The following is a 12,327-nucleotide window of genomic DNA, read 5'->3' as shown; positions in this document are numbered from 1 at the left end:
GACCCGGTAGCGGTGATCAACTGGGTACGGACGTCCGCTATCCCTTTCGGGAACTCCTGAAGCGGACGTCCCGGGTGCTTTTAACGGTAGGCGTCCATGATCCTGTCGAGCTCGCCGCTGGACTTCATGGTGGCGAGTTCGGCATTGAATTTCTTGGCGAACCCGTTCATTTCCGGGCGAAGCATCAGGCGGAGCCCGAAATCGGTCAGGGCTTTATCGCTGGCTGAAAATTTGCCGCGCCAGCCGTTCTTGCGGATGATCCACTGGCCCACCAGCTTGTCGGCAATGGCGAGATCGAAGTTGTCGTCACCATGCAGCAGGTAGCTGAAAATATCCTTGTCCTGCGGCACATCAAAGCGATGAGCGCGCTTGCTCTCGAACATCTTAAGCAGGTAAGGGTATTTGTAGCCGAGGTGGGTCAGTATTGTCTTGCCACCAATATCATCCGGTCCATCGTAGACAAACTTGTCTTCCCCCAAGGTAAAGAAAACTTCCCGCACACGGACGATCGGGTCGGTAAATACGAAGCGCTCTGGACGATCTGTCCACTCCTTAGCCCGGGCTGTGGCGTCGACATAGTCCTCGAGCAGCATATCGTCCACACGCTTGCGGGGAATCTTGTAGGCTTCGAGTCGATAGCCCAGCCGTTCGGTAATACGCTGGGCAACATCCCAGATAATGCCAGAGGTTTCCTGGCCTTCAACGATGGTGTAGGGCGGGTAGCCCTGAGGCGAAACGTTGAGGCGGAGCACGGGGGCCTCCGCTGCAAAGGTGGCGGACGCGGATCCCAGTAACAGGAAGAGTCCCGTGGCGGAGATAAGTAGCAAGGTACGCAGCATGAACAGTCGGCCCAGAAAGCAAAAAACCCGAGGTCGCGCCACGTTTCTCCGTCGTGGGGTCGGCCAGCGGGCAGGTGTGTGCATCTAGGAGTTTGCGCCTGATTAACTCTTGGATCGCCTGTCGTTCAGAGCAGTCGAGAAGATCGAGAAGTTAACCAGAGACTCCTGATTTTGCGTCCGTGCACGAAGATGTATTCTGCCAGAAGCTTTAGGACTCAGTCTCGTTCTTTATTGTAAAAATCACGTTTCGAATCAGCGAACAAGGTGTGACGAAAGACCGTTGATCACACCCTGTTCGACTTGGTTTAAATTTGCTCAGCCCCAGGCACGCTTGAGCACGGCCATGGCGTCGTCCAGCGTCACTTCTCTTGGATTGAACATGATCGAACCGTCGTCCAGTGCCAGGCGGGCAATGCGTTCGAGCTGGTCCTCAGTCACCTGGCCGGTTTCCTGCAGCGTGCGCGGCAGCTTGGCGCGCTTGTAGAGTTCGTCCCGCAACTTACGAATCTCCGAAATGCAGGCCTCCGCACGGCGGGCTGCCGGCGTGGTGGCGTAGACGTCCGGACCGGCCATGTAGATCAGCAGCTCGCTCAAAGGTTCGCGGATCGTCTCCAGGTTGTACTCCAGCACGTAGGGCAGGTAGACACTCATGCAAAGGCCGTGGGGTAAATGACAGATCGCACCCGTTGCGTGGCCAAGTGAGTGGACCAGTCCGACCATGGAATTGGAGAAGGCAATGCCTGCCATGGTTGACGCCTGCGCCAGCTCCAGGCGGGCGTCCCCGTCCTTGGGATTCTCCATGACCGTTAGCAGGTTGCCGCTAATTTTCTTCACTGCAGCGGTGGCGTAAGCGTCGCTCAATGGATTCTTCGCCATGCAGGTGAAGGCTTCGGTAGCATGGGTCATCGCATCCATGGCGGTCGCGGCGGTGATATGTGGCGGCAGGGTGAGCGTCATGCGTGGATCTATGATCGCTGCGTCCGGCAACAGGAATGAAGAGGTAAACGGGAGCTTGACTGACTTTTCCGTGTCGGCGATGACGGCGACTGCAGTCACTTCGGAGCCGGTGCCGGCGGTCGTCGGCACTACCAGGAACGGTTTCAGTGGCCGCTTGAGAACGCCCGCCCCGGCGTACGCAGCCAGGTCGTCACCACCCTCGGACACCAGGATATTAACCGCCTTTGCCGTATCGATGGATGAGCCTCCCCCAACGGCAATGATCGAATCGCATTTTTCTTCGCGGTAGATGTCAGCGATGGCCTTGACGACGTGGGTGGAGGAATCCGGAGGCACGTCGTCGTAGATGCTGACGATATCCTGGCCGCCTTCCTCACAGGCCTCCAGTACCGGCTCAAGCAGGCCCGCTGCACGAACGCCTTTATCGGTAATTAGCAGGGTACGGGTGGCGGCCACGCCGGAGAGTTCGTAAGGAATGTGTTCCAGCGCTGCCTTGCCGGCAATGACCTTGACCGGACAGAAGAACTCGTAATAAGACTGGCTCATGAAGCCCTCGCTGTATCGAAGAAATGGGTCGCAACTTTGAGGTAAATGCGGGCGGCGCTGAGCGCCTTCTCCGGCAGCTTCAGGTTGTTCGGGTATTCCTTTACCGCCCGCTTGGCGATCAGCTTGGGCAGGATGAACGCCTCAAGCCGGTTGAGGATGCGCGTCATACGCACCGCGTAGCCGATATCGCCATCCACAAGCATCCGGTCGTTGGCAAAGGCCACGGATGTCTTTTCCTGGAAGGAAACGACAAGGTACGCATGGGCGATATGCTTGAACTGAATCGACAGGTCCACCGGCCGTGGTGAACCTGTCCCGACGTAGCGCAAGCGTCCATTACCGAGATGTTCCACCACCAGCCGGGGGCCCTTTGGACGCACAAGCATTTCGAACAGGAAGCCGTCGGGCAAATGCCTGGCTTCGTCCTGGGCCGTCTTATCAACCTCGCTGATACCCTGCAGGGCACGGCCCATTACCTGGAACATGAGCTCTACATATATACGCCGGGCCTGGATGGCCATGGGTCTGAGTCGTGTGGCGATCATGGTTTACCCGCCTTGTTGTTTTACGTCATATCGATTTTTAGAGCTTTTGCTCTAGAAGTCAACTGGTCAACCTGTAACCTGTGATGTCGTATTGGGCCGTTAGCGATGGCCCCTTTTCAAAGTCACTTGGTATTGGGTGCCCGTTGACCGCTATTAAGCGCATTCAAGGAGAGGTCCCTTTCCGTGAACTCTGGAGACGGCGCCATACTTAAAAGGAGGAGGTCATTGCCAATCGGAGGAAGGACCGGCTCGCCGGATGCGAGCCGGATACGGTGGGATGACGGTCAGCCCTGGGTGAGTTGCGCCAGCTTCCTGCGGGCCTCTTCGGCAATCTCGCCACTTGAGTCAGCGGCGACCTGATAGTACTGGACGGCTTCCTCGAGCTGGCCTTGCTGCACGGCAATATCGCCCAGGCGCAAGAAGGCGATGGAAGTGGGCACCACATCGTTGGCGGCCTTAAGGTCGGTCTCAGCGGCGTCCAACTTCTCATTGCCGAGATAGCCAAGGCCACGGTTGATGCGGTAGCTGAACATTTCCGGGTAGAGGCTGACGGCCTTGTCGAAATCCTGCATGGCCTGGTCGTCCTTTCCCTGTTCGCTCAGGATCTGGCCACGCAGGGCGTAGAATGCCGCCTCCTTGGGTTCGATCTTGATGGCTTCGTTGATCTTGGCCAGGGCGGCATTCATGTCGCCGGATTTCGCCAGCTCGCGCGCCTTGACCTCGGCCTCATAGGCGGGCTGCTTGCTGCGCAGGTAAGCCAGTTTTTCGCTGTAGGTTTCCTTGCCCAGGTAACCTTTGGGATTGCCCATCTGGTCGACTAGTTCCTGGTTCTCTTCCACACGCTTTTCTGACGGCGGGTGAGAGGCAAACAAACCGTCGACCCAGCCGGCCGAGTTGCCTTCCGAGAGCTTCACAAAGATTTCCTGCAGTTCTACCGCGGCCTGCGGGTCATAACCCGCCTCGACCATATATTCGATGCCGTAATGGTCGGACTCCAACTCATGGCTCTGGCTGTACTGTGCCATGGTTAACTGGCTGCCTACGGCAGCGCCGCCCATGATCAGTCCTGCATAGTCGCTATCCGAGACGGCCAGGCCCAGCCCCGCAATGCCGGCATTGAGCAGCATGCCTTGCTGCATACGCTGGACACTATGACGTGCCGCCGCATGGACGATCTCGTGCCCAAGCACGGCGGCTAACTGTGCTTCGTTCTGCAATTCGGTGAGCAGGCCACGGTTAATGGCAATCTTGCCACCGGGGAGGGCCCAGGCATTGGGCACCGAACTGTTGAGGACGGTAAATTCGTAGGGCAGGTCGGGTCGGTCGCTGACCTTGGCCAGCTTCTGGCCGACGGAGCTCACGTAATCTGTAAGTTCCTGATCGATGTAGTACTTGCCGCCCTGAACCTGCTGGGTGGGTTGATATTGCTCAGCGCCCATCGACAGTTCCTGGCTTTCCGAAATAAGGGCGAGCTGACTCTCGCCGGTGACCGGATTCGTGGTGCACCCGGCCAATACCATGGCCAGCAGCACGGCCATGACCACTTTGCAGGGAAAGATCAAACGCACGGTTCACTCCATGATCAGTTAACGGACAGGTTCAGGTTATAACATAGTTAGGGATTATCGAGCTTGAACACCCGTTTACCCGTGCCATTCGTCGAGCGTTGGGTCAGGGATCGTCGACTCTCGTAGAATGGCGGCCCTGCTGGCCGGTCGGTATTATCAGGTATCAATCCTCTTGAATATTGACCCTCCGGAAGTTGGCGAATGATACCCATCCTCGACCTGATCGCTCTGGTCTGGTTTCTGGTCTGCTGGATCGGCTACAGCGAATATTCACGCCGCAAGGCGCATGTGCGGCCCTGCCTGTCCAATACGCTCGACCTCTATTGCCGGGATTGGATGCGCGGCATGCTGCTGCGCGGCAATCGTATTGCCGACACCAGTGTCGTGGGAAATCTGGAACGCAACGGTGCCTTCTTTGCGTCGAGCTGCCTGCTGATCCTGGCCGGTTTACTGACAGCCATGGGCTACACTCAGGAAATCATGGAAGTGTTCGGTACGCTGCCCTTCGCCAGCTCCAGCAGCCGCATTGTCTGGGAAATCCGTTTGTTGGTGCTGATGCTGGTGTTTGTCTACGCCTTCTTCAAGTTCACCTGGTCCATGCGTATGTACAACTTCGCGGCGGTGATGGTCGGCGGCGCTCCGCTTAGCGACGACAATAAGGTGTCGCCGGCGGCCAGAGAGGCCTTTGCCCAGAGTTCGGCCAACGTCTGCAGCCTGGCGGGCGATGCATTTAACCTTGGGCTGCGATCCTATTATTATGCGCTCGGCATTGTGACCTGGTTCGTCCATCCGGTGCTGTTCATCTTTGCCTCCAGTTTCGTGGTTTTCGTCCTTTATCGCCGGGAATTCCATTCCGACGCGCTGGTTGCCTTGCGGTCTGGCAAGGTATTCGAGGAGCCGGCGACCAGGCAGGACGAGAAAGCGGAGGCGTAAGTGCGCCCTTAAAGGTAGTTGGTAAATGACAGACGACATTCGATTTGGCCGGGTTACCCGGTTCCTGGAGACGCTGGCCCAGGTGAGAACCCTGGGTATCGAGGCGACTGAAGCGCGGGAGAATCATCTGGTGCTTCGCTTGCCCTACAGCGAGAAGATCATCGGCAATCCTGAAACCCGAGTCATTCATGGCGGTGCGATCACCACGCTGATGGATACTGCGTCCGGCTCCGTCGTGATCTGTGCCCTCGATGATTTCGAACTCTGTCCAACCCTGGATCTGCGGGTCGACTACATGCGCCCGGCAGAACCGGATCAGCCGGTGTTCGCCCGTGCCGAAGCCTATCGGGTAACCCGAAATATCATCTTTACGCGCTGCGAGGCGTACCAGGAGACCGACGGTCAGACGATCGCCAATTGTGTGGCCACCTTCATGCGTATTGGCCGCGAAGCCACGCCGAAGGCCTACCGTGACCTGATTACCGGAGGTGAGGCATGACCAATCCCGAAGTCCTGCGTTACACCCAGGAGAGCGGCGACTTTTCCCGCCTGCTTTCGAGCATTCCCTATGCCGAAACCATCGGCCTGGCCTGCGACCGCTTTGGTGACGACCTTATTTTCCGGCTGCCGCGCAAGGCAGAAAATCTGGGCAACCCCATCCTGCCAGCGATCCACGGTGGGGTGATTGGTGGCTTTATGGAACTCTCCGCCGCGATCTACCTGATGATGTCCCAGGATGCGCTGCGCATGCCGCGGATCGTGGATTTCTCACTGGATTACCTGCGTGCCGGGCTGGATCGGGAAACCTACGCTGAGTGCCGATTGACGCGGCAGGGCAACCGTGTGGCCAACGTTCAGGTCACGGCCTGGCAGAAGTCCCGCACCCAGCCTATCGCCACGGCGCGGGCTCACTTTCTGCTCGAAGACTAGTCGCCCCTGCCGCCCGAATAGTAACTATTCGGGCGGCAGGATCAGGCAATCGCCCCAAAGTCTTGAAATGGGGCAGGCCGCCCCAATCTCCTTTGCCAGACCTGGTGTGGCCGATCCCGGGGTCGGCCCACCCATAAGCAACATTGTGTTTAACACATAACACTGTGGTACTGAGCAAGGAGATAGATCCGCCATGACGGTCGAAACGCAGAAAGAAACTCTGGGCTTCCAGACCGAAGTGAAGCAGCTGCTTCACCTGATGATCCATTCGCTGTATTCCAACAAGGAAATATTCCTGCGGGAACTGATCTCGAATGCATCGGACGCTGAAGACAAGCTGCGCTTTGCCGCCCTGAAGGACGACAGCCTGTTCGAGAACGAGCCGGACCTGAAGATCCGCCTCGACTACGACAAGGAAGCCAATACCGTCGCCCTGACCGATAACGGTATCGGCATGAGCCGTGACGATGTCATCCAGAACCTGGGCACGATCGCCCGTTCTGGCACTGCGGAGTTTCTCAGTCAGCTCACCGGTGACGAGAAGAAGGACAGCAAGCTGATCGGCCAGTTCGGGGTGGGTTTCTATTCCGCGTTTATCGTGGCCGACCGGGTGGAAGTCTTCACCCGTCGCGCGGGTACACCGATTGAGGACGGCGTGCACTGGGAGTCCACCGGCGATGGTGAATTCACCATCGAGTCCGTCGAGCGCCCCGCACGTGGCACGCAGATCGTCCTGCACCTGAAGCCGGATGCCAGTGAATTCGCCGATGGCTGGCGCCTGCGTAACCTCGTCAAGAAGTATTCCGACCATATCTCGTTCCCGGTGGTCATGAAAGCCGAATCCGAGGACGACAAGGAGGGCGAAGCCGAAGACGAGACCGTCAACGAGGCGACCGCGCTCTGGACCCTGCCGCGTACCGAGATCAAGGAGGAGGAGTACAAGGGCTTCTACAAGCACATCGCCCACGACTTCGAAGACCCGCTGACCTGGTCCCACAACAAGGTCGAGGGCAAGCTGGATTACACCAGCCTGCTGTACATCCCGGCACGCGCGCCGTTCGACCTGTACAATCGCGAAGCGCCACGTGGTATCAAGCTGTATGTCCAGCGCGTGTTCATCATGGATCACGCCGAGCAGTTCCTGCCCCTGTACCTGCGTTTCGTGAAGGGGGTGGTGGACTCCAACGACCTGTCCCTGAACGTTTCCCGGGAAATCCTGCAGAACGACAGCACCGTCGAGAACATCAAGACCGCGCTGACCAAGCGGGTACTCGACATGCTGGCCAAGCTGGCGAAGAAGGAGCCGGAGCAGTACCAGAAGTTCTGGGACGAATTCGGCACCGTGATGAAGGAAGGTCCGGCGGAAGACTTCAGCAACCGCGAGAAGATCGGCGGTCTGCTACGCTTCGCCTCGACCCACACCGGCGAGCCTGCCCAGAACGTCTCCCTGGCCGACTACATCGGTCGTATGAAGGACGGACAGACCAAGATCTACTACATCACGGCTGACAACTTCACCGCCGCCAAGAGCAGTCCGCACCTGGAGATTTTCCGCAAGAAGGGCGTCGAAGTGCTGATCCTGTCCGATCGCATCGACGAGTGGATGATGGGTTACCTCACCGAGTTCGATGGCAAGCAGCTGCAGGATGTGGCCCGTGGCGAACTCGACCTGGGCGAGGTGGAAACCGAGGAAGATAAGAAGCACCAGGAAGAAGCGACCGAGGCCCACAAAGGCCTGCTGGAGCGGATCAAGACCGCGCTGGACGATCGGGTCCAGGAGGTTCGCGTCACTAACCGCCTGACCGAATCACCGGCGTGTCTTGTCGTGGGCGACTATGATATGGGCGCCCAGATGAAGAAGATCATGGAAGCCGCCGGCCAGAAGGTGCCGGAGAGCAAGCCGATCTTCGAGATCAACACGGATCATCCGCTGGTCGCGCGACTGGAGCAGGAAAAATCGGACGAGCAGTTCACTGACCTTGCGGCGGTCCTGCTCGATCAGGCGACCCTGGCCAGTGGCGAACAGCTCAAGGATCCGGGCAGTTATGTCAGCCGCCTTAACCGGTTGCTGTTGGACCTGTCCAACTAACGTTGCTACCAGAAGATGAGGGGGAGGCGTTATCCTCCTCATCTTCCGGGTATTGTTAGCGGCAACACCCATCCCTGAATATCCGATCTTCCCGCACCCGGACACAACGCCCCAGCCCATGCAACAGATCATCGTGGACATTCACATCAGCCCGGACGAGTGGGTCAAGCTCTATAACGGCACCGCAACCGACGTCCACACCACATCCCGGGATGGTCGCTCCGTGCGATTTCCGGCCCGAATCCTCTCCCGCTTTTACCTCCGTCACGGCATTCACGGGTCCTTCCGCATCCTGTTCGACGACCAGGGAAAGTTCGCTTCCGTAGAGCGCCTGGGATAAAGCGCGCCTATCAATTTTCCAGTCGCTATTGCGCTTAATTATAGATAAAAGCTTTTACGAACCTATTTTTAATTAATTTCATCTCATGCAACGCCGCGGATAACCTTTTTCTCGTTCCCCAGCGAAGGAGTTGTCCGATGTCGTCTCAAAAGGTTCGTCTACCCACATACGTTCTCGGCGTCTTCGACATCCTTGTGACCTATTACGGGAATTACGCCCTGGCCCGTTAAAACAGCAAAAACGATCCAAGCAGTAGAAACGGCAAGTAGTAGAAACGGAGAGCAATATGTCTCAGAACAGCAGTACTGGTGGCAAGTGTCCTGTCATGCACGGTGCCAACACCACCTCAGGGGCAACCAACATGAAGTGGTGGCCCAATGCACTGAATCTCAACATCCTGCACCAGCACGACACCAAGACCAATCCAATGGGTGCGGACTTCGACTATCGTGCCGAGCTGAAAAAACTGGATATCGAAGCCCTGAAACGGGACGTCACCGCGCTGATGACCGACAGCCAGGACTGGTGGCCGGCGGACTGGGGTCACTATGGCGGCCTGATGATTCGGATGGCCTGGCACTCAGCCGGTTCCTACCGGATGGCGGACGGCCGGGGCGGCGCCAGCACGGGCAACCAGCGTTTTGCGCCGCTGAACTCCTGGCCGGACAACGCCAACCTCGATAAGGCTCGCCGTCTGTTGTGGCCAATCAAGAAGAAGTACGGCAACAAGATCAGTTGGGCCGATCTGATGATCCTGGCCGGCACAATCGCCTATGAGTCCATGGGGCTGAAGACGTTCGGCTTCGCCTTTGGCCGTGAGGATATCTGGCACCCGGAAGAGGATATCTATTGGGGTTCCGAAGACGAGTGGCTGGCGACCAGCGATAATCCCAAGAGTCGTTACTCCGGCGAGCGTGACCTGGAGAACCCGCTTGCGGCAGTGATGATGGGACTGATCTACGTCAACCCGGAAGGTGTCGACGGCAACCCGGATCCGCTCAAGACCGCAGCAGATGTGAGGGACACCTTCGCCCGCATGGCAATGAATGATGAAGAGACCGTGGCTCTGGCCGCTGGCGGCCACACGGTCGGCAAGTGTCATGGTAATGGCAACGCCGCCAACGTTGGCGCGGATCCGGAAGCCGCGGGCGTCGAAGAGCAGGGCCTGGGCTGGAACAATCACACCAGCCGTGGTATCGGCAGCGACGCGGTGACCAGCGGCATCGAAGGGGCCTGGACGACCAACCCGACCCAGTGGGACAACGGCTATTTCCATCTGCTGCTCAACTACGACTGGGAGCTGAAGAAAAGTCCGGCAGGTGCCTGGCAGTGGGAACCGGTGGATATCCGTGAAGAGGACAAGCCGGTCGACGCCGAAGATCCGTCCATCCGCCGTAACCCGATCATGACCGACGCGGACATGGCCATGAAGATGGACCCGATCTACCGCGAGATCTCCGAGCGCTTCTACAATGACCCGGCTTACTTCAGCGACGTATTCGCTCGCGCCTGGTTCAAGCTGACGCACCGTGACCTGGGACCGAAGGTACGCTACATCGGCCCGGATGTGCCCCAGGAAGACCTGATCTGGCAGGATCCGATCCCGGCCGGCAATCAGGACTACGATGTCGACGCGGTGAAGGCCAGGATTGCGGCTAGTGGCCTGAGCGTCCAGGACATGATCACCACGGCGTGGGACAGTGCCCGTACGTTCCGCGGCTCTGATTTGCGCGGTGGTGCCAATGGTGCCCGTATCCGCCTTGCGCCCCAGAAAGACTGGGAAGGTAACGAGCCAGAGCGTCTGGCCAGGGTACTCGACGTACTGGGCGGCATTGCTGCCGAGACGGGCGCCAGCGTGGCGGACGTGATCGTGCTGGCCGGCAATGTGGGTATCGAGCAGGCCGCGAACGCCGCAGGTGTGGAGGTGGACGTCCCCTTCCTGAAGGGACGTGGCGATGCCACTGACGAAATGACTGATGCGGACTCCTTTGAGCCCCTCGAGCCGACTCATGACGGCTTCCGTAACTGGCTGAAGAGGGACTACACGATACCCGCCGAAAAGCTGTTGCTCGACCGCGCTCAGTTGATGGGGCTTACCGCGCCGCAGATGACCGTGCTGATCGGGGGTATGCGAGTGCTGGGAGCCAATCATGGCGGCAACGCGCAGGGCGTATTCACGGACCGGGTCGGTGTATTGACCAACGATTTCTTCGTCAACCTCACCGATATGGCTAACACCTGGAAGCCGGTTGGGGAGAACCAGTACGAGATCCGGGATCGCAAGACAGGTGAAGTGAAGTGGACCGCGAGCCGGGTGGACCTGGTCTTCGGCTCCAACTCCATCCTGCGCTCCTACGCGGAAGTGTACGCCCAGGACGACAACCGCGAGAAGTTCGTGAAGGACTTTGTCGCAGCCTGGACCCAGGTGATGAACGCCGATCGTTTCGACGTGCAGGCCTGAAGCTGATCCGACGCCCTCGCTATGACGGGGCGTCGGTATCTCCCGATCTATTATCCTTTCCCGAATTTCCTTACAATCCGCTCCCGTTCATTTCCTGATCAATTCATACCGGGAGCAACCATGCGCATTATCCTGGCCCCCATGGAAGGCCTGGTCGACTCGTATATCCGTGAACTGCTCACGGGCGTAGGCGGCATCGACCGTAGCGTGACCGAGTTTATCCGGGTCACCCATGGCATGTTGCCCTCCCGCGTCTTCTACAAGTATGCACCCGAGCTTCATAACGGTTGTAGTACCGCAGCGGGCACGCCCGTAGCTATACAGTTACTGGGTTCCGACCCGCATATGATGGGACTGCATGGCCTTCGTGCCGTCGAGCTGGGTGCGCAGCAGGTGGACATCAATTTCGGCTGCCCGGCCAAAACCGTCAACAAACACAAGGGCGGCTGCGTACTGATGCGCGAGCCTGAGTTGATGCATGCGCTGGTGGCTGCCGTCAGAGCTGCGGTCCCCGTGGAGATCCCGGTCACCGCAAAGATGCGCTTGGGCTACGACGACCGGTCCATGGGCGTTGCGTGTGGCGAAGCTCTGGAAGCGGCGGGCGCAAGCGAAATCTGCATCCATGCCCGCAGCAAAGTGGACGGTTACCGTCCGCCCGCCTATTGGGAGGAAATCGCTCGGGTCAGGGAGCGCGTCGCTACGCCGATTATTGCCAACGGCGACATCTGGTCGGTGGAGGATTACTGGCGCTGCCGTGAGGTGTCCGGATGCGATGACGTCATGATTGGCCGTGGCCTGGTTGCCCGGCCGGACCTGGCGGCGCAGATCAAGGCCAGTCAGGAAGGCAGGCCCGTAGCCGATCTGCCGTGGTCAGGGGTGGTGGAGTTGCTGGTGGATTACTGCCGCACGTTGCAAACGTTCCTGGAACCGCGTTACGCCACGGGGCGTATCAAACAATGGCTGAACTATACCCGGCGAGAGTATCAGGAGGCTGAGATCTGCTGGGGCAAGGTTAAGCGGACGAATGATCCGGATGCGGTTTGCGCCTTGCTCGAGGCAAGCGTTGAAGCTCTGGACCCCATCTTAGCCATCGGCTGAGCGGAGCCTGAAAGCCGTTCG

At 58.7% G+C, this 12,327-nt stretch carries 11 protein-coding genes; 7 read left to right on the top strand and 4 right to left on the bottom strand.

Features of this window, described 5'->3' with window-relative positions:
• Nucleotides 1-80: 80 nt before the first annotated feature.
• The 4 genes from RE428_RS13825 to RE428_RS13810 form a co-directional block, all read right to left on the bottom strand.
• A complete protein-coding gene (locus tag RE428_RS13825; protein WP_227500251.1) occupies nt 81-752 on the bottom strand; it encodes a substrate-binding periplasmic protein in 672 nt (223 codons plus the stop codon).
• Nucleotides 753-1,154: 402 nt separating this feature from the next.
• Nucleotides 1,155-2,342 (bottom strand): iron-containing alcohol dehydrogenase, encoded by a 1,188-nt coding sequence (locus RE428_RS13820; protein ID WP_004582611.1) that lies wholly within the window; start codon nt 2,340-2,342, stop codon nt 1,155-1,157.
• Nucleotides 2,339-2,887: a hypothetical protein gene (locus RE428_RS13815; protein WP_004582610.1), complete on the bottom strand. Its 549-nt coding sequence runs from the start codon at nt 2,885-2,887 to the stop codon at nt 2,339-2,341. Before RE428_RS13815 ends, RE428_RS13820 begins: the two co-directional genes overlap by 4 nt.
• A 284-nt stretch (nt 2,888-3,171) precedes the next feature.
• Entirely contained in the window at nt 3,172-4,455 is a 1,284-nt protein-coding gene (locus RE428_RS13810) for a M48 family metalloprotease (protein WP_004582609.1), read from the bottom strand.
• Between the two features lie 201 nt (nt 4,456-4,656).
• Here RE428_RS13810 and RE428_RS13805 point away from each other — a divergent pair, with 201 nt between their 5' ends.
• The 7 genes from RE428_RS13805 (at nt 4,657) to RE428_RS13775 (ending at nt 12,306) form a co-directional block, all read left to right on the top strand.
• On the top strand, nt 4,657-5,388 hold the full coding sequence (locus RE428_RS13805; protein ID WP_004582608.1) for a DUF599 domain-containing protein: 732 nt from the start codon (nt 4,657-4,659) through the stop codon (nt 5,386-5,388).
• A gap of 25 nt (nt 5,389-5,413) precedes the next feature.
• Nucleotides 5,414-5,887, top strand: coding sequence for a PaaI family thioesterase (locus RE428_RS13800; protein WP_004582607.1), 474 nt, complete (start codon nt 5,414-5,416; stop codon nt 5,885-5,887).
• Complete coding sequence (locus tag RE428_RS13795; protein WP_004582606.1) at nt 5,884-6,318, top strand: PaaI family thioesterase; 435 nt, start codon at nt 5,884-5,886, stop codon at nt 6,316-6,318. Before RE428_RS13800 ends, RE428_RS13795 begins: the two co-directional genes overlap by 4 nt.
• Before the next feature lie 193 nt (nt 6,319-6,511).
• The gene (gene htpG, locus RE428_RS13790) at nt 6,512-8,407 is read left to right on the top strand and encodes a molecular chaperone HtpG (RefSeq protein WP_004582605.1); all 1,896 of its coding nucleotides are present in this window, start codon (nt 6,512-6,514) and stop codon (nt 8,405-8,407) included.
• A gap of 118 nt (nt 8,408-8,525) precedes the next feature.
• Nucleotides 8,526-8,747 carry a DUF2835 domain-containing protein gene (locus RE428_RS13785; protein WP_004582604.1) on the top strand — a complete coding sequence of 74 codons (222 nt, stop codon included), beginning with the start codon at nt 8,526-8,528 and terminating at the stop codon, nt 8,745-8,747.
• Nucleotides 8,748-9,033: 286 nt separating this feature from the next.
• Nucleotides 9,034-11,208, top strand: a complete 2,175-nt coding sequence (gene katG / locus RE428_RS13780; protein ID WP_004582603.1) for a catalase/peroxidase HPI — start codon at nt 9,034-9,036, stop codon at nt 11,206-11,208.
• Between the two features lie 120 nt (nt 11,209-11,328).
• Nucleotides 11,329-12,306: a tRNA dihydrouridine synthase gene (locus RE428_RS13775; RefSeq protein ID WP_004582602.1), complete on the top strand. Its 978-nt coding sequence runs from the start codon at nt 11,329-11,331 to the stop codon at nt 12,304-12,306.
• Nucleotides 12,307-12,327 lie beyond the last annotated feature (21 nt).

It is taken from the genome of Marinobacter nanhaiticus D15-8W, assembly GCF_036511935.1.
Classification (GTDB): Bacteria; Pseudomonadota; Gammaproteobacteria; order Pseudomonadales; family Oleiphilaceae; genus Marinobacter_A; species Marinobacter_A nanhaiticus.
The sequence above is the reverse complement of the archived record's forward strand: the minus strand, read 5'-3'. Positions and strand labels throughout refer to the sequence as shown.

Bases quoted from the DNA above. Each gene is read 5' to 3' on its own strand.
- RE428_RS13820 (WP_004582611.1), bottom strand. From the start codon at position 2,342: ATGAGCCAGTCTTATTACGAGTTCTTCTGTCCGGTCAAGGTCATTGCC.
- RE428_RS13815 (WP_004582610.1), bottom strand. From the start codon at position 2,887: ATGATCGCCACACGACTCAGACCCATGGCCATCCAGGCCCGGCGTATA.
- RE428_RS13805 (WP_004582608.1), top strand. From the start codon at position 4,657: ATGATACCCATCCTCGACCTGATCGCTCTGGTCTGGTTTCTGGTCTGC.
- RE428_RS13800 (WP_004582607.1), top strand. From the start codon at position 5,414: ATGACAGACGACATTCGATTTGGCCGGGTTACCCGGTTCCTGGAGACG.
- RE428_RS13795 (WP_004582606.1), top strand. From the start codon at position 5,884: ATGACCAATCCCGAAGTCCTGCGTTACACCCAGGAGAGCGGCGACTTT.
- htpG (WP_004582605.1), top strand. From the start codon at position 6,512: ATGACGGTCGAAACGCAGAAAGAAACTCTGGGCTTCCAGACCGAAGTG.
- RE428_RS13785 (WP_004582604.1), top strand. From the start codon at position 8,526: ATGCAACAGATCATCGTGGACATTCACATCAGCCCGGACGAGTGGGTC.
- katG (WP_004582603.1), top strand. From the start codon at position 9,034: ATGTCTCAGAACAGCAGTACTGGTGGCAAGTGTCCTGTCATGCACGGT.
- RE428_RS13775 (WP_004582602.1), top strand. From the start codon at position 11,329: ATGCGCATTATCCTGGCCCCCATGGAAGGCCTGGTCGACTCGTATATC.